We start from the raw sequence: 19,972 nt of genomic DNA, 5'->3' as shown, positions 1-19,972 counted from the left end.
ACGGGAAGAGGGCCGGCGGTGGCTGCTAGGGTGCCATGGACCGTTCCATGGTTTCGGCCCTTTTGGGCTCTTGGCGCTGTCGAACAACGGCACGCCCGGAGTGGCCCGAGAGCCGCGCGTCCCGTCGAGGAGGCCGACGCGCCCGTCTGGGCCGTCCCATACCCGCCGGTAGTTGAGAGACGAGTACCGTGACGCATCCCCCGACCTTCGCCGACCCCGAGATCGCCGGTCTGCTCAGGGAGAACAAGCAGCGGCTCCTGGACGACTGGAGCAGGGAGGTGGCGCTGTGCCTGCGCGGGAGCCTGGAACCCGAGGAGATCCGCGAGGATCTCGCCGAACTCCTCCAGGCCATGATCGCGGCGATGGACGAGGGAGCCGACGAGACCACGACGGGTGAGCTCCGCGCCCTGCTGGAGGAGCTGTCGCGGCGGCGTGCCCGGCAGGACTTCCGCCCGTCGGAGACCGCGACGAGCGTGTTCGCGATCAAGGACGTCGTCCGCGCCCTGCTGGGCCCTGCCCCGGCCTACGAGACGCTGGAGCGTTTCTTCGGCTTCTCCCGGTTCGTCGACGAGCTCGCCCTGATCACCTACGACAGTTACGTCAACGCCCGCGAACAGGTCATCATCGACCAGGCCGAGCAGCTGCTGGAGCTGTCCACGCCCGTGGTCAAGCTCTGGGAGGGGGTCGTCGCGGTTCCGCTCGTGGGCACCCTCGACTCCGCCCGCACCCAGGTGGTCATGGAGAAGATGCTCCAGACCCTGGTCGAGACCGGCTCCGAGTACGCCGTGATCGACATCACCGGGGTCTCCGCCGTGGACACCCAGGTCGCCCAGCACCTGATCAAGACGGTCGCCGCGGCGCGGCTCATGGGCGCCGAGTGCGTCATCTCCGGCATCAGGCCGCAGATCGCCCACACGATCGTCACGCTCGGCATCGAGTTCAGCGACATCGTGACCAAGGCGTCCCTCGCCGACGCGCTCGCCTACGCCCTGCGCCGCAGCGGCGTCGAGATCGTCCGCTTGCCGGAGGAGACCCAGTGATGACCACCCGGGTGCCCATCCTCAAGGTCGGCCACATCCTGCTCGTCTCCATCCAGGTCGACCTCGACGACCAGGCGGTCATGGCCCTCCAGGAGGACCTGTCGGAGCGCATCGTCGCCACCGGCGCGCGTGGGGTCATCATCGACATCACCGCGGTGGAGTTCGTGGACTCCTTCATCGGGCGCATGCTGTCCACGATCGCGGGGATCTCCCGGATGCTCGACGCCGAGACGGTCGTGGTCGGCATGCAGCCGGCCGTCGCCATCACCCTGGTCGAGCTCGGACTGACCCTCGACGGCATCCGTACGGCGCTGGACCTGGAGAAGGGGATGAGACTGCTGTCGGCGGCGGGGACGGACCCGGCCAGCGGGAAACGGGCGGAGGCATGATCGCCGGCAGGGCCCCGGCCGTCGGCGAGGAGGTCGCCATCGCCTCCAACGCCGATGTGGTCCGGGTCCGCCAGGTGGTCAGGTCGGCGGCCATCGCCGCCCGTCTGTCACTGGTCGACCAGACGAAACTGGTGACCGCGGCCAGCGAACTCGCCCGTAACACCCTCGTCCACGGGGGCGGTGGCAAGGCTCAGGTCGAGACGCTCGTCCAGGAGCGGCGCAGCGGCGTCCGGGTCGCCTTCAGCGATCAAGGGCCCGGGATCCCCGACCCGGAGACGGCGCTCACCGACGGGTGGACCAGCGGAAACGGTCTCGGCCTGGGGCTGGGGGGCGCCCGGCGCCTGGTCGACGAGTTCGACCTCCTCACCGAGGTGGGCAAAGGGACCAAAGTGGTCGTGACCAAGTGGGCGAGGTGACCTCCTCCCCGAGTCAGGGCCCGGCCGGTGACGGCGCCGTGTGGATCCCGATCGACCACGAGAGCAGTGTCGGGGCCGCGCGCAGAACCGCCGGGACACTCGCCGAACGGGCCGGTCTCGGCGAACACCGCGCCGCCGAGGTCGCCATCGCGGTGAGCGAGGCCGCCTCGAATCTGGCCAAGCACGCCGAGAACGGTGTCCTCATGCTGCGTGTCCGTGACGCGGGACCGACGGTGATCGACCTGCTCGCCGTGGACAGCGGTCCGGGGATGGCCAGTGTCGACCTGTCCCGCCGCGACGGCCACTCCACCACCGGGACGCTGGGCATCGGTTTCGGGGCCATCGGCCGGATGGCCGACGAACTCGACGTCCACTCCCGCCCCGGCCACGGAACGGTCCTGGCCGCGGCCTTCACCGCGAAGGAGGACGGACGCCTCCGGAGGCAGGCCGACGGGCTGGCCCGCCCGATCTCCGGCGAGACCGTCTGCGGTGACGGCTACCTCATCGAGGAACGTGACGGTCACCTCACGGCGGTCGTCTTCGATGGTCTGGGCCACGGCCCTGCCGCCGCCTTGGCGACCCGCACGGCCCTGGAGGTGTTCCAGGCGTCCGACGAGACGACACCGAGGGGCCTGCTCGGTGACGTCCACCGTGCCATCGGGTCCACGCGAGGCGGGGCCGCCGGAATCGTCCGGATCGACCTTGACGCCCGGTCTGTCGCCTACGCCGGCCTCGGCAACATCTCGGGGTGGGTCGCGGCGTCGGAGGGCTGGCAGAGCATGGTCTCCATCCCGGGTATCGTCGGACACCAGGCCCGATCGCTGCGCGAGTTCACCTACGAGCTGCCGCAGGACTCGACCGTCGTCCTGCACTCCGACGGGCTCAGTTCCCGCAGGATCACCGGCATCCCGGCCGGCCTGGGAAGGCACAGTCCCCTGGTGATCGCCGCCACCCTGTTACGCGACGCGGGGATCCGCCGCGACGACTCGTGCGTTCTCGTGCTGAAGCCGGACATGTGAGCCCCGACGGGGAGCCGCGTGGGGCCTGCGGGAGCCGGGACGGTGGTGTGGAAGGGACGGAAACGGCACGGTGAGCGGACGAGACAACGGCACACGGCGCCCCGGGATCGGGGCGATGGTGCGTGCCGGCCTGTCCCGCCTCGGCGTGGGAGGGGACGGCAGGGCCCGGGAGGCCGAGCTGGAGGAGGCCCGCCGACAGCGGGACGAGCTGCGCAGGGCCAACGCCGAGCTGGAGGCGGCCCTCCATGAGGCTCGCACGCTCTACAACGAGCTCTCCCAGGAGCTGGAGGAGACCAACCGGGGGGGGTGGTCGCCCTGTACGCGGAACTGGACGAGAAGTCCGCCCAGCTCCGCGAGGTCGGCGAGGCCAAGGACCGGTTCTGGGCGGGGGTGAGCCACGAGCTGCGCACCCCCCTCAACTCGGTCATCGGTCTGACCGGTCTGCTGGCGGATCCCGCGGCCGAGCCCCTCTCGGCCGAACAGCGCTACCAGGTCGAGCTCATCCGCGACTCGGCGCGGACCCTCCTCGGGCTCGTCAACGAGCTCCTCGACCACGCCAAGGCCGAATCCGGGCGGATGGAACCGGTCCTCACCACCGTGGAGCTCCCGTCCTTCCTCCAGCACCTGCGGGCGGGGCTGCGCCCGCTGGCCGAGGAGGCCGGGATCGGCCTGGTGGTGGACCTGGACGCGGCCCCGCGGTTCTTCGTCACCGACGAGCGGATGCTCGAGCGGATCCTGCGCAACCTGCTGTCCAACGGGGTGAAGTTCACCGAGCGGGGCGAGGTCCGCCTCACCGTGGAGCCGGAAGGGGAGGAGGAGCTGGTCTTCACCGTCTGCGACACCGGGGTGGGGATCCCCGCCGAGTACCAGGAACGGGTCTTCGAGGAGTTCTTCCAGGCCCCGTGCCGGCCCGGCGAGGGCGATCGGGCGCGCGGCACCGGGCTGGGCCTCGCCTACGCCAGGCGGCTGGCCGGGCTGCTCGGTGGCGACCTGTCCCTCACCAGCACCCCGGGGGAGGGCACCCGGGTACGCCTCCGGCTGCCCGCGACGCGGGCGCCCCTTCCCGAGGCCGCGCCCACGGGCCTGGTCCGACGGGTTCTCCTCGTCGACGACGACCCCGCCTCGCGCACGCTCCTACGGGAGCTGGTGGAAGGGACCGCCCAAGAGGTGGAGGAGGCCGAGGACGACGACGCGGCCCTGCGCCGTATCCGCCTGGCCCCTCCCGACGCCGTCGTCCTGCGCCTGCACGAGCCGGCCACCGGGAGCCGTCTGGTGCTGCGCGCGCTGGAGCGCCGACACGGGGGCGGCCGTGTCCCGGTCGTGCTCATCGCCCCGGCCTCCCTGCCGACGGCGCAACTCGCCGGCGGCGGGGCGGTGCGAGCGGTCGTGGACGCAACCGACCTGTCCCGGGCGGCGCTCGCCGACGCCTTGTCGAAGGCGACGACGGGCGGCAGTTGACACGAGGAGCAGAGGATGAGCGAGGCACCGGCCACCGTGCTGGTGGTGGACGACACCCTGACCAAACGCTACGTGTACTCCACTTGGCTGCGCCGCAGCGGGCATACCGTCTTGGAGGCGAGTAGCGGGGGAGAGGCGTTGCGGGAGCTCGCCGAGCGCGAGATCGACCTGGTGGTCCTGGACGTCCGGTTGCCCGACATGAGCGGGTTCGAGGTGTGCGAGCGGATCAAGGCCGATCCGGCGACCGCCGCGCTTCCCGTCCTCCAGGTCTCGGCCTCGGCGATCAGCGTCGCCGACCGGGCCCACGGACTGTCCAGGGGCGCCGACGTCTACATGACCGACCCGATCGAACCGGAGGAGTTCCTCGCCACGGTCGACGCCGCCCTGCGCTATTCGCGGGCGCGGCTGAAGGCGGAGAACAAGGCGGGGCTGCTCACCCTGCTCACCCGGACCACGCTGGCCATGAACACGGCCAGGTCCTTCGAGGAGCTCACCGCGACCGCGGTGAACGCCGCGGGGGAGATCTTCGGCCAGGTGGCCGTCGTCCTGGAGGCGCCCGACGGCCGGGTCGTCGGCGCGCGCCCGGGCGGCGGCTCCAGCACCGCCTCCTTCGAGTGTGACGCCACGGCGTTGTTCGACGGGATCGCGGGCGGCGCCACCGGTCTGGTCAGATTCTCCGCGCAACAGTGGGCCGCGGTGAGCGCCGGCGCCCGCCTCCCCGGCCCGGTGCAGGCCGCGATCGCCCACGGCGGGGAGGGGCGGGTACGGGTCTGCGTGGCGGTGGGAACGCCGGGACGCGGCGCCGACGAGCTGGACGTCATGCACCAGCTCGCCGAGGCGCTCGCGCTCGCGGCCGGAACCCTGCACTCCTACCTGGAGGAACGCGCCATCGCGCTGACCCTGCAGCACAGCTTCCTGCCCCGCAGGCTGCCCCAGGTCCCCGGAATGGACCTCGCCGTGCGCTACGAGCCGGCCGACGACCAGGTCGAGATCGGCGGTGACTTCTACGAGGTCCTGTGGCTGGAGGACCGCCTGCTCATCGCGATCGGCGACGTGCAGGGCCACTCCCTGTACGCCGCCACGGTCATGGCCGAGCTGCGGCACGCGCTGCGCGCCTGCGTGCTCGACGACCAGCGCCCCGGCGTCGTCTTGAGCCGGCTCAACCGGGTGCTGTCGCGCTACTACCCCGACCAGACCGCGACGGTGTGCCTGGTGCTGGTCGATCCGGCGACGCGACGGATCGAGATCGCCAACGCCGGCCACATCCCGCCCCTGCTCGTCGGCGACGGGGCCGCCGCCTACGCGGGCACCGGCGGGGTCCTCCTGGGCACGCCGGTGGACCGGGCGCGCGAGGAGACCCACGTGCTGCCGCCGGGCGGCGCGGTGCTCCTGGTCACCGACGGGCTGGTCGAGGACCGTTCCGTCCCCATCGACGACAACCTCGACGCCCTCGGCCGCCTGGCCAGGTCCATGGGGGAGGACCTGGAGGCGTTCGGCGACCGCGTGCTGGGACACTTCGGGCGCAGGGAGGACGACAGCGCGCTGGTCATCGCCCGCTTCCGCGATTAGGAGGGGCGCGGGCCCGGCCGCTCTCAGGCGGGCCGGCGCGCGTGCAGCAGGAAGGTCATCGGTATCCTGCGGCGGAGCTCCTCGGGCATGGCGGGAAAGACGGTCCAGTACTCGTCGGGGCGCTCCTCCAGACGGGTGATGGTCAGCCCCGCGTCGATCAGCGCCTGCACGACATCGCCGATCGGCCACAGCCGTTCATGCTTGGTCGAGGGCGGCACGTCGAGTTCGCCGATGTAGGTCGTCGGCCAGCCGACGTTGCTCTCAGCGTGACCGAAGTAGTCGACGCCGGAGGCGACGGGCTCGGCCGCGTCCTGGTCGAACAGCCATCCCGCGGGATGGTCGTCGAACACCGACACCACCCCGCCGGGGCGCAGCAACCGGGCGACGACGTGCGCCCACGCGGCCAGATCGTGGATCCAGCACAGCGCGCCGCGTCCCGTGTAGACGAGGTCGGCGGTGCCGTCCAGCGAGTGCGGGGTGTCCAGCACATCACAGTGATGGAACCGGGCGGGCGCGCCGATCGCGGCGGCCGTGGCCCGCGCGTTGGCCACCTGGACCTCGGAGATGTCCACCCCGACGACCTCCTGCGCCCCCTCCAGCAGCAGCGACAGGGTGTCGCGCCCCGACGCGCACTGCAGGTGGATCGCGCGCCGGCACCACGGGGCGAGATCGCCCAGCGCGGCGCGTTCGACGGGGTGGACCGACGACCGTCCGGCACGCAGCTCGGCGATGGCCTCGGGCAGCCCCTCGCTGTAGCGTTGCGCGGCCTCGTTCCAGGCGACCCGGTTGGCGGCGTGGCGGCGGCGCACCTCGGCCGGCTCGGCGGCGGGGGGCTCGGGGGTCCAGGCGGGAGTGGTCATGTGGATCGGTCCTCTCGTCGGCCCGACCCTAACGCCACGCGGCGCCCGCTCAAACGGGTTTTCCGGGCGCCGCGCGCGACGTCAGCTCGACTGGATCTCCCCGCCGATGGGCGCCAGCACCTCGCCCGTGTAGTAGGACGACAGCCGGCCGCTGGCGAAGAACACGTAGGAGGGGGCGATCTCGTCGGGGTCCGCGGCCCGGCCCATCGGGGCCTGCTGTCCGAACCCCTCGACCTTCTCCTCCGGCAACGTCGCCGGGATCAGCGGTGTCCACACCGGGCCGGGGGCGACGCAGTTGAACCGGATCCCCTTGTCCGTGTAGTGCTGGGCCAGGCAGTACGTCAGGTTCATCACCGCGGCCTTGGAGGTGGCGTAGTCGATCAGGCTCTTGTTGCCGCGCAGGCCGTTGACCGATCCGGTGATGATGACCGAGCCGCCCTCGGGCAGGTGCGGGACCGCCTCCCGCAGCAGCCAGAACACCCCGAACACGTTGACCTGGTAGGTGCGGGTCAGCTGTTGGGTGCTCAGCTTCGCGAAATCCTCCACCGGGGCCTGGGTGCCGTGGTGGGCCACCACGATGTCGAGCCCGCCGAACTCGGCGACCGCGCGCGCCACCACGTCCGCGCAGTGTGCCTCGTCGCCGAGGTCCCCCGGGATGGGCAGGCAGCGCGCGCCGGCCTGCTCCACCAGTTCCGCGGTGCGCCGGGCGTCCTCGTGCTCCTCCAGGTAGGCGATCGCGACGTCGGCGCCCTCCTTGGCGAAGGCGATCGCCACCGCGCGCCCGATCCCGGAGTCGCCGCCGCTGATCAGCGCCTTTTTCCCGGAGAGCAGGCCCCGCCCCTCATAGTCGCGCATCTCGTCGCGTGGTTCGGGCGTCATCGGCCCGGTCCGCCCGGGATAGGGCTGGCTCTGCGCGTCCGGCTGCGTCATGCCGCACACCCCCGTCTCTTCGTGTCCGTCGCGATCCATCCCACGGCTATCCCGCGGACACGGGGGTAAACCCGCCCGCCGCCATGGGCGGCGGGCGGAGGCGGTGTCAGGCCACGCCGATCGCGTCGATGGACTCCTGGAGCTTGGTCCGCATCTCCTCCGACAACGGCGCCGACCCGGTCTCGTCGGAGGCGGCCTGCTGGCCCTCCTCGCTGATCACGTAGTCGAGGAAGGCGGTGACGCCCGCCGCCTCGTTCTCGTCGGCGTACTCCATGCAGGCGATCTCGTAGCTCACCAGGACGATCGGGTAGGTGCCCGCCTCGGTGGTGCCGTAGTCGAGTTCGAGGGCGTGGTCGTGTTCGGGGCCGCCCTCGCGTTCGGGGGAGGAGGCCACGACGGCCGCGGCCGATTCCGGGGACAGCTCCACGAACTCGCCACCGACCCCGACCCGCACCGTGGACATGTGCCCGACGTGGGAGGCCTCGACGTAGCCGATCGTCCCGTTGCCGCCCTCGACGGCCTGGGCGACGCCGCTGTTGCCCTGCCCGGCCTCGGCCGCGGGGATCGGCCACTGCCCGTCGGCCTCGTGCGGCCAGGCGTCACCGGCCGCGGCGGCCAGATAGGCGGTGAAGTTCTCGGTGGTGCCGGACTCGTCGGAGCGGCTGACCGGGGTGATCGGCGTGTGCGGCAGGTCCACGCCGGGGTTGGTCTCGGCGATGGCCGGGTCGTCCCAGTGGGTGATCTCCTGCCCGAAGATCCGCGCGATGGTCTGCGGGGTCAGGTCGAGGGAGTCCACGCCCTCCAGATGGAACACCACGGCGATCGGCACCACGTAGGCCGGGATGTTGATCGGGTCGGACCCGTGGCAGCGCGCCCTGGCCTCCTCGGTCTCCTCGGGGTCCAGCGCGGCGTCGGAGCCGGCGAAGTCCACGGCGCCGTCGATGAACTGGCTGCGCCCGCCGCCCGAGCCGATCGCGTCGTAGAACACCAGCGAGTCCTGGCAGGCGGTCTGGTAGCCGGCGATCCACACCTGCATCGCGTTCTCCTGCGCGCTGGATCCCGCGCCGGAGATGCTGCCGGACAGACACTCCAGGTCGGCGGGGACCGGAACCGGAGCGGTGCCGCGGACGGCGTTGTCGCTGCCGCACCCCGTCGCCAGCGCGACCGCGCCGGCCAGCGCGATCGTGGACATCCTTCGGTAGGTCGACGCCTGCACTGCTCTGAATTCCCCCTCGACAACGCCGGGTCCGCCTAGTGTGTGCACGGAGGACGCCCGGTGACGGACAGATGGCGCGAAAGTGATCGGACGCCGTCGAAGAATTTACAACAGGGAGAACAGTGCAGGTCTGCGGGAGGCCGCCCGGCTCCGCGTCCTATCAGGGGTGGAAGGGGCCGGAAGGCGCGTCCCGTGCCGCCTCCGGGGGCCGGCGGGCCAGGGGCGATCGGGCCACACGCCTCGCGGGGACACGGCCTCGCCCCCGTGGTCGTCCCGCCGTGGGCCGGCCCGAGGGCGTCCTCTCCCGCGCCGCCCCGTCCTCGGCCGTAGCGGGGCGCCTCCGGTGGGCCACCCCGACAGCGCCGGGCAGGCGACCAGGCACCGGGTGCCCCCGCCCGGGGTCCTGCGGTGGTCACCGACCGCCTTCCAGGTTGTCCTCACAGAATGTGACGGTGTCGTCGACACCACCCTGTGCGCCTTCGAGCTCTGGGGCGTCGCCGAAGCCAGGACCACGCGATCGCCTCGCCCGCTGAGGGGAGAGACGTCATGACCGTCAGCGTCGAAGCGGCGTCGACCTGGACCGCCACTACACCCGAGCCGCGTCATGGCTGTGCTGACGTCGCTCCGCAGGCGGGGACCATCCTGCTGCATACCGTGCTCGGATCCGGATCCGGTCGGTGATCGGACGGACCCACTGGTCAGAAACACGGGGCCGAGAACAGCCGGCCGGTGCGGATCCAGTGGTCCCGTGTCGGTTCCTGGAGCCGTGCGGGGCGGAGGATGCCGGGGGTGTTCCCCCGCCGCGGAGGAGCCACCTCAGCACCGGACGTGACGTGGGGTCCTGCTCGGCCGTCCTGTGGCAGATCCTATGTTCTGAGGTGGGGGACGCCTTTACTGCCGAGCAGCGCGGCCACCCTGTCGATGTGCCGACGATGTACCGCACACATCAGTAGCTCCTGCGCTCGTGATCCGGCGACGTAGAGAACGCGCCGGGCTTCGGTGTCGTGTCCACCTTCCCAATCGTCCAAGACGGTCCGTCCCGTGGTCGGGTCGGCTTTCAGTCTCTCCGGTAGGACGAGCACCACTCCGGGAAATTCCATGCCCTTGACGCCGTGGACGGTCGAATGGCGGATCCGTGGAACGGTGCCGGAACGTGTGACGCTCGCCCAAACCTCCTCCGGTGGCGCCCTGAAAAGCCTTCCGAGGGTGCTGGAATCGGGAGAGGGCACGTCCCCCCAGTCCACTGCCGCGAGGAAGTCGCGCACCTCCGCGGCGAACGCCTGCCGGGTCTTTCCGGTGGCGTCGAGCCCTACGGCCAGGCGTACCGCGAAGGACTCCAACCGGCGTGGTTCCACGCCTATCCGCTCACAGATGGCGGCGAAGCCGTGGTGCTTCGTCTCGATGTCCAGGGTGAGGGCCGACAAGACAGCGCGCCGAACCTGATCGATCGCCTTCCGGCGTGTTCCGGCGTCCGTCTCTCGCGATCTGAGCCTGAAACCGGCGTTGGCGATGGCGAGAACACGGTTGGAGCCCGAGTCGTCGACAGGCACGCCACCGGCCGCCTTCGATCCGGTCGCCTCGGCGTACGACAGAATCATCAGGTCCTCCACCGCCAGTTTGTACTGTTCGGCGACTTCCAGAGCCGCAGGCACGATCTGGTTCGGTTTTGAGAATCCGATCAGGTGCACCGGGGTCTGGACGATGGATCGGTCACCGCGGGCCGTCTCCACCAGTCGTCCGGATCTCAGGCTCCTGTTGAAGGCGCAGATGGCCGGGGAACTCCGCCAATTGTCCTCCAGGGTGAGCCGGCCCGGCAGGCCGGAGGCGAAATCCTGTACGGCCGCGGGGGTCGACTGTCGAAACTCGTAGATCGACTGGTCCATGTCGCCGACCATGACGATACGGATTCCGCAGTCGCGGAGGAACCTCAGGACGCGCAGCTCCTCGCGGCCGCAGTCCTGGGCCTCGTCCACGATGACCTCGGCGAAACGGGCGTGCAGCAGCGGAGCGAGTACGTTCTGCTCCTCAGGGCGGTTCAGCCAGAACTCGGCCATGAGACGGGCCGCTTCACAACTGAGGGTCCCTGCCCTGACGAGACGCCAGAAGATGTTGTGAGCGGCGTTCTCCGCCTCCTTTCTGCGTCGTTTTAGCATCCGGTGGGCTTCGGCGTTACCGAAATCCCTCGGAACCCGGTCCGAATTCAGATGGGCCCGTCCGTCCGCGGAGAAGTCGAACCAGTCGAACTCCAGGCTCCTGGTCCTCCCCATGTCGGGGAGACGGAAGCGTGTGCTCTCTATGTCCTGCCAGGACCGAACGTAGTCCGGTTTCCGCTTGAACGCCTTGACATACAAGGGCGTGACGATGAAGCGGTGAATGAAGGCGTCGAACGTACCGACGAAGTGCGGCGCACATAGAACCTCCACCCGATCCCCACACCGGCGGCGTACCTCCTCCACCGCGGTGTTGGTGAAGGAGACGAGGGCGATGCCCCGCCGGTTTTCCTCTCCGGCCCGCTTCAGGAAGCGGGCCACCATGGCCCGGGTCTTGCCTGCGCCGGGGCAGGCGGCGGCGAACAGACTCTGTTCGGCATCGACGAGCGCCCGCTGTCCGTCGGTCAGTTTCGGGGTGTTCAACCCTCACCGCCTGTCTCGTCCAACAGGACGCCACGGATGGCCTCGACCAGGTAGTGGGGTGGTTCGAAGTCCGCGCCGCTCTCGATGCCCAGCGCCACGTCGTGGGCGAACTCGCCCTTGCTGATGAGCTTCTTGTCCTTGTGCAGCCTCAGGTAGAAACCCCAGGCGCGGCCCCGCCCGTCGTCGACGATCTCCCGCCATTTCTTCTGCGAGCGTGGATGTTGCTTCAGGAAGGCGGTGCGGAGCAGCGGCTCGTTGACTTCGGGGGCGAGGAGATCGGCCTCAAGGGTGTGTGGTGCTTCGGCCACGACCAGGTGTTCCTTCGCCCCGATCGATTCGGCGTGGGCGAGCAGACGATCCTTGCGGTTGTCCACCACGGTGGCGGCATCATCGTCCGGTCGTCCCCCGTCGTCTTCGGCTTTCTCGCCGGTGGCGGCTGCGGTCGGGACTGCGGCCGTGGCCGCCGGCCGGACGCCGACCTGACCGTTGGCGGTCTTCTTCTCTTCAGGGATCTTCGGATCACGGTCGGTCACGATGGTCAACCTGTCGAGCAACCGGCAGCCGTTCACCGTCGAAAGCAGGAGCGTGATGTAGGGGGCGAAGTCGACGCTGCCGACGTTGACGACCGTGACAGCGCGGAACCCGCGTCGTTGTTCCGCCTGTTCAGCGCCATCGAGGACGCAATGACGGGCGATGACCGGTAGCAGGACCGCCTCCGCGATCCCTTCGACGAGGATGACACGGCGAGCGAAGAGCAGGCCGGCCCGGGTGGCGTCCAGGTACTGGTCGATCTTCCGTCGCTCCTCGTCGGTGAGGGGAAGCCGGGCCAGAGGAAGAGCCTGCGTCTTCCGGCGTTGGACCGTCTTCTCCCGGCTCTCGCCGTTCCGCCCCCTCTCCTCCTCTGTCCGGGGGCGCAGCGCCACCACGTGCTCGATTCCCATACTGCTGGCCAGATTCGGCGAGTGGGTGGTCGCGACGACCTGGATGCGACCGGCCGGGCCCCAGGTGTCGTCCCTGAGCGAGGCCGCGGCCTGCTCGCACAGGTAGTCCAGAAGGACCGCCTGGAGTTGGGGATGGAGGTGGGCCTCGGGTTCTTCGACGAGGAACAGCGTCAGTTCCATGTCCTGGGCTTTGCGCAGCTCCAGGATGACGGTCGCGATGAAGAGGAGGTTGGCGTAACCCAGGCCCGACTCGGTGAGGTCGGCCGGCGCGATACCGGCCTCGGCCATCTTCACGCGCAGGTTCCGTGTCAACCGGTGCAATTCGTACTCGGCGAAGGTGATCTCCACGGTCTGTCCGCGCACCGGGTCGGTCAGCTCTCCAAGATGGCTCTGGATCTCCTTGATCGTCGAGGTCAGGACCGGATGGCCCGTGAGGCCGTCGAATGAGGCGTTCGCCCTTGCGCGGAACTCCTCCTGCTCCGCGTCGCTGGTGAGGTAGCGGATGATCCGCAGCAGCCGGTTGCCGTCCGAAGAGTCCAGTTCCCGCTGCGCGTCCCGCAACGGCGCCAGGTAGACGTGAGCGATTTGGCCGCGTTTCTCAGGTTCGGCATCTGGTCCTCCCATGGGGCCGACCGTCACGCTGGGCCGTATCCGCTGCCGCACGGGATCCCGCTTGTAGGTCGTGGTGTAGACGGCCTGGTTCGTCTCGTGGTCGAGCGCGGTGATGTAGTGAGCACGTTGCGCCCTGGTCAGACCACCGTACGTCGCCCGGAACGCGGCTTCCGTGAGCTCTTCGCCGTGTGACAGATCGGATTCGTCGAACCAGCGCGTGGCTCTGCGGCTGAGGGGTGTGGTGACCAGCCTCAGCGCCTCGATGATGTTGGTCTTGCCGGAGTTGTTCTCGCCGACGAGGAGTGTGACGTCCGGTCGGAACTCGACCTTCACGTCGTAGCAGGACCGGAAATTCTTGATGTCGAGCTGTTGCAGGTACATTCCGGCTCCGGGCTTCCCCTGGTTCGAGGAAGCCTCTGATTCCATCTTGGTCGTATTGCTTCGGGGGACTGTCGCTGCGACGTTCTCCACAGTGGATGCCTTTCGTGTTCCTCTTCGTGTCGGGTATGAGGTGTGCGGACGAACCGGCGAATCGCCGGATCGGCGTCTGTCGTGCCGGGCGTGGCCACCACGGGATGTCCGCGGGTGATCTTCTGCTGTGACGGGTGGTCTGCTCTGTGCTCGGGGACTTTGCGGCGGACTCGCGTAGGCGGACGGCGCGGTCGACGGCGTCACCTGCGAGGAGACGGCCGCGCGAGGTCTTCCGGCTCTTCGCGCAGGTGAGGGGGATTCCGACGAAGGGGCCGTCCTCGCGTTCGAGGACGTCATGACTCCTTGTTCGGGCCAGGAGCCCGGTGGAGGGAGACAGGCCCGGCTCTTCACGGCGACGTGAATCACCGGGTCCGCGCCCTCGTGACCGCCATCTGTGACGACCTGCCCGGATCCCCGGCACGGCTCCTCACCGAGCGGTCATCGTGGCCGCCAGGCGGGAACAGGGACGTCGTTTTCGCGGTCGGCGGAGGCCGTCGCCGGAGAGCAGGGACACGGTGACGGCATGGTGGACGCTTTCGACGGCCTGGACGCCCATGGTGTGCGACATGGGTTCACGCCGTGGAGCCGTGGAACGACGTATTCCGCGGCGACGAGTGCAGCGGGAACACCGAGCGTCACAGTCACAAGGCGGCACCGCCGCGCGGCCTTCCTGCGAGGGGCGATCGGGTGAGCGGCGCAGCGTGGAACCGGCCAGGGCGTGTGGCGGAACGGGACCTCTTCGAGATGGAAAGCATGCGAACGGAGGCCGTGGTAGGTGGTCGTCGAGGTCCTGGCTCTTCCCGGCAGGGCCGGGGTCAGGGCGGTCGACGTCCGGGTGAGGGGACCGGTCCTCACGAAGACGCATCGGCGTGCCGCCGTGCCGACCGTGGTGGAAGGGCGCTGGTCGATGCTGCGAGTGCGACACGAACGGGGGGAGACGGGCGCTGAGGTGGTCGGTCTTCGGCGCCACCGGTGTGAGCGGTCACGGGCCGGCCGGGAGAAGGTGCGCATGAGTGGTCCCGATGAGCGTGGGGCGGAGCGGGCGGTGGAGATTCCAGAATCGGACAGGGGCGGATGCGCCGCGCTGGACCGGAGGGAAGCGAGTACACGCGAGATGTTGCCATCAATCCGTGTACATCGTCAACATGCTTACCTCTGGGAGATGTGTGCTCATCCGTGTACGCTGGGAGTATGACGGACAACGCCGCTTCACCGGTCGGCCCTCTTGTCACCGGCTCCGAGATCGCCCGGCTGGCAGGGGTCACTCGGGCCGCCGTCTCCAACTGGCGCCGGCGCTACGACGACTTCCCCGAGCCGGCGGGAGGTGCCTCGAACAGCCCGCTCTATGTGCTCGCTGAGGTCCAGGCGTGGCTGGACAGGCAGCGCAAAGGCCAGGAAGTGTCACCCGAGGTCGAGCTCTGGCAGACCATGCGGGCCGCGTATGGGGAGCAGATGGTCACGGGCCTGGCGGAGGTGGCCGGGATGCTGGCCGGAGAGCGGGGACCGAGGCCGCCGGACGACGTCGCCGTTCGCGTACAGGAGCTCGTTCGGACCGAGACCCCCGTCGCCCTTGTCAACGGGTTGGCGGAGCGGTTCATCGAGTCCGCTCGGCGTGCGGGATCGGACCAGGTGACCTCCGAGCGCGTGGTCCGTGCCGTGCGTCACTTCGCTCCCCCTCTGCCGGCCGACGCCACGGTCTTCGATCCCGCATGTGGGATCGGTGGGCTGCTCCTGGCCGTCGCCTCCGAAACGGGCGTGCGTTGCCGCGGCCAGGAGATCGATGCCGACAGTGCCCGCTTCGCGCGACTCCGCGCCGAACTCGCGGGCCGGTCGGATGTGCGCGTCGTGGCGGGTGATTCCCTGCGTACGGACGGATGGCAGGACCTCAGGGCCGATCTGGTCGTCTGCGATCCACCGGGCGGTGTGACCGAGTGGGGACGAGAGGAGCTGCTGCTCGATTCCCGCTGGGAACTCGGTATCCCGTCCAAGGCCGAAGGGGAGCTCGCGTGGCTCCAGCATGCCTATGCGCACACAAAACCCGGTGGTCAGGTCCTCATGGTCATGCCCGCCTCGGTCGCCTACCGCAAGGCGGGCCGCCGCATCCGGGCGGAACTGGTACGCCGGGGTATCCTGCGCCAAGTGGTGGCCCTGCCGCCGGGGACGGCGTCCTCCCACGCCATGCCCGTCCATCTCTGGTGTCTGCGGCGTCCTGGGAACGCGGAGGGGACGGATACGGACCACACCGTGCGCATGGTCGACCTGACTGAGAACAATCCTGACGGAGGTCTGGAACCACGCCCCGATCAGGTCGCCGACGTGTCGTTGATCGAACTCCTCGACGACATCGTCGACCTGACCCCCGGCAGTCATCTGCGCGTCCGGCATCGGGACTATCCCGGTGAGTACGTCTCCTTGCGCAAGGAGCTGGAGGAGAGGATCCGCCGGCTCGCCGCGCTCCTGCCCGATCTCGAACCGGGTGACGGATCGGGTTCGCTGAACGGTGTCACCGCCAGCATCGCGGATCTCGCTCGCGCCGGGCTCGTCGCCTACGACGGTCCGGAACCGGTCTCGGCCAGCGAGCAGCTCGACACGGATTTCCTCCGGGGATTCCTGCGCAGCTCCGTCAACGCCCGTCGCTCCACGAGCGCCAGCGGGACCTTCCGTCTCGACACCAGGGGAGCACGTATCCCTCGTATGGGCATCGACGAGCAGCGCCGTTATGGCTCTGCCTTCCGAGCCCTGTCCGCGTTCGAGGAGGGAATGCGCGAAGTGGACGAGTTGAGCCGCCGGCTCGCCGAGGTCGCCCGTGACGGCCTCGCCACGGGAGCCTTGGCACCGGAGGAGTGAGGAACGTGCGGGGCACCCTCGACGGGCGCCCCGCGCCGGGCGGTGCCGGATGGCAGGTCAGGCGGCCTGCGGCAGGAACGGACTGGGAGTCCCGCTCCAGGTCACACTCAGCGTTTCACGAGCGCGAGTGCAGGCGACGAAGAGAAGACAGCGCTCTCGGAGCAGGTCGGCGTCGTGCTGCAACGGATCCATCTCGCGTGGGGTGACTTCACGGGCGAACGGGACGCTGTCCTCGGTGACGCCGAGGACGGACACCGCTCGGAACTCCAGCCCCTTCATCGCGTGCATCGTGGCCAGCCGTACACCCTCGGGCCCCTGCGCCGCCTGCCCCTTGACCCGTAGCACCGGGATGCCTGCGGACTTCAGTTTCTCCTCGGCCGCGTCCAGGGAGAGGTTGAAGCGTGCGCACACGCCGATCTCGTGCGGTGCGAGGCCTTCGTCGAGCAGCGTCCGGACCCGCTCCACCAGAGCCTCGGTCTCTTCCCGGCGGGTCGCATACCCCTGTGTCCGGGGCTGACGCCCGTGGAGCAGGGAGCGGTACCCGGCCAGCGAGTCGCTCCCCTCGCCCTCGAGCGCGTCGACGGTGACGGGGGCGAGGAGCCGTGCGGACCAGGTGAGGATCTCCTCGGTGGAGCGGTAGTTGACGCGCAGGCGGAAGCTGCGCCCGGCCGTGGCGATGCCCAGGGAGCCGAGCGTCACCCTGGAGTCGTAGATCCGCTGGTGAGGGTCTCCGGTGAGGAACAGGTCATCGGGCCCCGGGGGAACCGCGGCGCGCAGCACGCGCCACTGGGCGGGATGCAGGTCCTGTGCCTCGTCGACGACGACATGGGCGTACGGGGCCGGCCCGGCGGCGAGCAGTTCGGCGGCGCGGGCGCATACGCCCAGGTGGGTGGTTTGACCGCGGTCGTGCAGGAGCCGCTCGAACCGCTCTACGCCGCTCCACAGCAGCCGGCGGCGCGCGGGGCCGAGTCCGGTGCCGCGACCGCGGCGGCTCGCGGCGAGATAGGCGTCGAGATCGCGGAGGTCCTGGCCGAGGATGACGTGCCGGTACTCCTGGGCCAGGAACCGGGCGGTGAACGGCAGACCGAGCTGCTTGACGACCTTCTCCCACAGCCGCCGTTGTTCCCGGTCGTCGATCGGTTTGGGCGCGGACGCCGATGCCGCGCGCACGACGCCGTTCGCATAGGCGTCGACCGTCGTCACGTCGACCCGTGCCAGCAGCTTCTCGTCCTCGTCGAGGAGCAGACCGAGCATCTCGCGCAGCCCGGTGGCGAGGGCGTTGGTGTAGGTGGTGAGCAGGATGCGGCCGTCGTCGGAACCGCCGAGCAGGTGCTTGACCCGGTGCAGGGCGGCCACCGTCTTACCCGTCCCGGGCCCGCCGGTGACCTGGACGGGACCTCCATAAGAGGTGCGGTAGGCGACGCGCCGCTGGGAAGGGTGGAGGAAGACCCGCCAGGCGGCGAACGGCTTCTCCAGGATCTCCTCCAGCTCCTGCTGCCCGGTGACCAGGCGGATACGGGCCGGGGTGTTGGCGATCACCGTGGCCAGGTCCTCGACCGGTTCGGCGGGTGCGTCGGCGGGGCGGCGGACGGCGACGACGTCCCGGTAGACCTCCTCCGGGCTGAAGCCCTCGGCGAGGTACTGCAGCACCTCCAGCTGGTCCTCCGGCAGGAGTGTGGAGAACGCCTCCAGCTGCGCCTTGTCCACCACGGAACGCGCGGCGCGCAGGACCTGGTCGTCGATGCCGAGCTCGCGCAACGTGCCGTCGGAGACGTCCGCGAACAACAGCCGGGGGGCCGTGCGCGCGGCCGTCTCGTACAGGGGCGTCAGCTCGTCCAAGGCGACGGCGTTGCGTACCTCCAGGGCACGGGTCGCGGTGTTGGCGCTGTAGAGGCGTTTCGCCGCCCAGGCGTAGGCGTCGTCGTGCGGCAGGACGTTGACCAGCAGGAACACATCGCTGCCATCATCGGGGGCGAGGACGACGCCGCGCCAGAAGTCGGTGATGCGGATGGTGCGTATCCGCCGGTCACGGGCGTTCTCGACGGACTCCAGGTGCAGTCCCTTGTCCGCGTTGAGTTCGGCGACGGTCATGGCCTGGAATTTCGCCATGGCCTTGCGCACTCCGGCTCGGACGGGCTTCTCCAGGGCGTCGTAGCCGTCCCAGAAGCTCTGGGCGAAGGCGAGCCGGGGCATGGTCTCTCTTCCTTTCTGACTGCTCGGTCCGGTGCATCGGGCAGCGGTCCGGTTCCGGTGAGGGGGTCGGGGAGAGCGGAGGTCTCCTCGTGGTGTTCGACGGTCACGAACGCGACACGGTCTCGGCCAGCCGTCCGGCGATCCCCCGGAGAGCCGCCAGGAGCCGTTCGGGCTCGTGGGAGAGGTCGAGGCTGTGCTGGTACAGCCGCACCCCCTGGTCGTCCGGTCCCGCCGCCGTTCCTCGTACCTCGTGGAAGCGTTCGGGCCGCCGTCCGGCCGCGTACACCAGGTGCGCTTCGCGCAGGCCGAGCACGGTGGCGTAGGCGAGCGCCTGGTACAGGTCGGCGTTGAGGAGTCCGTCGGCCTTCTCGACCTTGTACTTGGCGTCGACGACCGCGAGTGGTGTGCGGCCGTCACCGGTGCGGACGACGAGGTCGGGGCGCATCCGTACCAGGCCGGCGATGTCGAGGTGGTGGGGGTCCTGGAGGCGCGCGGTCAGGCCGTGTTCCCGAAGGGCCTCGCGAAGGGCGACGGTGACGAAGTCCTCGAACAGCCTGTTCATGTCGAGCAGGAAGCCGTTCACCGCGAGCCGTTCGGACCCGCAGGTCCGGTGCTCCGGCGAGGCGCCGCGCAGGACGGCCTCGGCGAGCCGCAGCGCGGGCTGGTAACGGGAGTTCAGGCGCGAGGGGCGCCAACGCGGTGGTTCCTGTCCTCGTACCAGCGGCAGGGCGTCGGCGAGACGCAGACGCTGGTGGACCAGGCGCCGCCGGACGGTGCCCGGGACGCCCGGCAGCCGCAGCAGCCGCTCGACGGCGGCGCGCAGGATGCGGTTCTCGGCGATGTCGGGGGTATAGGCGTCGTGGGCGATCTCCACGGGCGGTGTTCGGCCGAAGTGCCGCCGGATCTGTTCGGCTTCGCGCAGCCGGCCGCGCAGGACCGGCGCGGACTCCTCCACCTCCCGGTAGCCCTGGAGGACCCCCTGCCGCAGCGCCGCATCGATCTGCCGCTCCACGGCGTGGGCGAGCGCCGGGACGACGTCGTCGTGGACACCGATGTCGACGGTGCCCTCCCGCCCGTCACGCCAGGCACGCGCCGGATCGAGGCTGAAACCGAGGAGGAAGAACAGCCGGCCGACGGGGATCTTGGGCATGATCCGCACGACCGGGCCGCTGGGAACGCGCACGGCACCGACCATGCTGCCCGCCCGCAGCAGCCAGCACCCGCGCCGCGCGGGGTCGGGCGCCGCACTGCGCAGGATGTCGGAGGCGGCCAGGGCCCGCCCGGCCGCGGCGCCGATCGGAACGGAGACGGCGGGGCCGTGCTCGCGCAGTACCACCTCGGGCACGGTCACGGCTGGATCGGTGTCCACGCCTGTGCG

The 19,972-nt window shown here is 70.1% G+C and carries 14 protein-coding genes; 7 read left to right on the top strand and 7 right to left on the bottom strand.

Annotation, left to right across the window (positions count from 1 at the left end; translation table 11 throughout):
* The first annotated feature begins 188 nt into the window (after window positions 1-188).
* The 6 genes from B5D66_RS22085 to B5D66_RS22060 all read left to right on the top strand — a co-directional run bounded on the left by B5D66_RS22085 (window position 189) and on the right by B5D66_RS22060 (window position 5,891).
* Entirely contained in the window at window positions 189-1,040 is an 852-nt protein-coding gene (locus B5D66_RS22085) for an STAS domain-containing protein (protein WP_235001160.1), read from the top strand.
* On the top strand, window positions 1,040-1,429 hold the full coding sequence (locus tag B5D66_RS22080; RefSeq protein ID WP_078763724.1) for an STAS domain-containing protein: 390 nt from the start codon (window positions 1,040-1,042) through the stop codon (window positions 1,427-1,429). Before B5D66_RS22085 ends, B5D66_RS22080 begins: the two co-directional genes overlap by 1 nt.
* The gene (locus B5D66_RS22075; RefSeq protein ID WP_078763723.1) at window positions 1,426-1,845 is read left to right on the top strand and encodes an ATP-binding protein; all 420 of its coding nucleotides are present in this window, start codon (window positions 1,426-1,428) and stop codon (window positions 1,843-1,845) included. The genes B5D66_RS22080 and B5D66_RS22075 overlap by 4 nt, the downstream gene beginning before the upstream one ends.
* Window positions 1,842-2,864: an ATP-binding SpoIIE family protein phosphatase gene (locus tag B5D66_RS22070; RefSeq protein WP_235001159.1), complete on the top strand. Its 1,023-nt coding sequence runs from the start codon at window positions 1,842-1,844 to the stop codon at window positions 2,862-2,864. The genes B5D66_RS22075 and B5D66_RS22070 overlap by 4 nt, the downstream gene beginning before the upstream one ends.
* A gap of 306 nt (window positions 2,865-3,170) precedes the next feature.
* On the top strand, window positions 3,171-4,322 hold the full coding sequence (locus B5D66_RS22065) for an ATP-binding response regulator (RefSeq protein ID WP_078763721.1): 1,152 nt from the start codon (window positions 3,171-3,173) through the stop codon (window positions 4,320-4,322).
* A gap of 15 nt (window positions 4,323-4,337) precedes the next feature.
* Complete coding sequence (locus tag B5D66_RS22060; protein ID WP_078763720.1) at window positions 4,338-5,891, top strand: fused response regulator/phosphatase; 1,554 nt, start codon at window positions 4,338-4,340, stop codon at window positions 5,889-5,891.
* Window positions 5,892-5,914: 23 nt separating this feature from the next.
* Here the strand turns inward: B5D66_RS22060 and B5D66_RS22055 are convergent, their stop codons facing one another.
* The 5 genes from B5D66_RS22055 to B5D66_RS22035 all read right to left on the bottom strand — a co-directional run bounded on the left by B5D66_RS22055 (window position 5,915) and on the right by B5D66_RS22035 (window position 13,464).
* On the bottom strand, window positions 5,915-6,751 hold the full coding sequence (locus B5D66_RS22055) for a class I SAM-dependent methyltransferase (RefSeq protein WP_078763719.1): 837 nt from the start codon (window positions 6,749-6,751) through the stop codon (window positions 5,915-5,917).
* Window positions 6,752-6,832: 81 nt separating this feature from the next.
* Window positions 6,833-7,681 carry an SDR family oxidoreductase gene (locus B5D66_RS22050; protein WP_078763735.1) on the bottom strand — a complete coding sequence of 283 codons (849 nt, stop codon included), beginning with the start codon at window positions 7,679-7,681 and terminating at the stop codon, window positions 6,833-6,835.
* Between the two features lie 106 nt (window positions 7,682-7,787).
* Window positions 7,788-8,873 (bottom strand): phosphate ABC transporter substrate-binding protein PstS, encoded by a 1,086-nt coding sequence (pstS, locus tag B5D66_RS22045; protein WP_078763734.1) that lies wholly within the window; start codon window positions 8,871-8,873, stop codon window positions 7,788-7,790.
* A gap of 890 nt (window positions 8,874-9,763) precedes the next feature.
* Complete coding sequence (locus B5D66_RS22040; RefSeq protein WP_078763718.1) at window positions 9,764-11,530, bottom strand: ATP-dependent helicase; 1,767 nt, start codon at window positions 11,528-11,530, stop codon at window positions 9,764-9,766.
* Window positions 11,527-13,464, bottom strand: coding sequence for an ATP-dependent nuclease (locus tag B5D66_RS22035; RefSeq protein WP_159457302.1), 1,938 nt, complete (start codon window positions 13,462-13,464; stop codon window positions 11,527-11,529). The genes B5D66_RS22040 and B5D66_RS22035 overlap by 4 nt, the downstream gene beginning before the upstream one ends.
* Before the next feature lie 1,281 nt (window positions 13,465-14,745).
* Here B5D66_RS22035 and B5D66_RS22030 point away from each other — a divergent pair.
* Window positions 14,746-16,401: an N-6 DNA methylase gene (locus B5D66_RS22030; RefSeq protein WP_078763716.1), complete on the top strand. Its 1,656-nt coding sequence runs from the start codon at window positions 14,746-14,748 to the stop codon at window positions 16,399-16,401.
* A gap of 57 nt (window positions 16,402-16,458) precedes the next feature.
* Here B5D66_RS22030 and B5D66_RS22025 read toward each other — a convergent pair whose 3' ends face one another.
* Window positions 16,459-18,594 carry a UvrD-helicase domain-containing protein gene (locus B5D66_RS22025; RefSeq protein ID WP_078763715.1) on the bottom strand — a complete coding sequence of 712 codons (2,136 nt, stop codon included), beginning with the start codon at window positions 18,592-18,594 and terminating at the stop codon, window positions 16,459-16,461.
* Window positions 18,595-18,697: 103 nt separating this feature from the next.
* Window positions 18,698-19,963 carry an McrC family protein gene (locus B5D66_RS22020; protein WP_200813750.1) on the bottom strand — a complete coding sequence of 422 codons (1,266 nt, stop codon included), beginning with the start codon at window positions 19,961-19,963 and terminating at the stop codon, window positions 18,698-18,700.
* Window positions 19,964-19,972 lie beyond the last annotated feature (9 nt).

Source organism: Marinactinospora thermotolerans DSM 45154 (genome assembly GCF_900167435.1).
GTDB classification, from domain to species: Bacteria; Actinomycetota; Actinomycetes; order Streptosporangiales; family Streptosporangiaceae; genus Marinactinospora; species Marinactinospora thermotolerans.
This window is presented reverse-complemented; position numbering and strand designations above follow the sequence as displayed.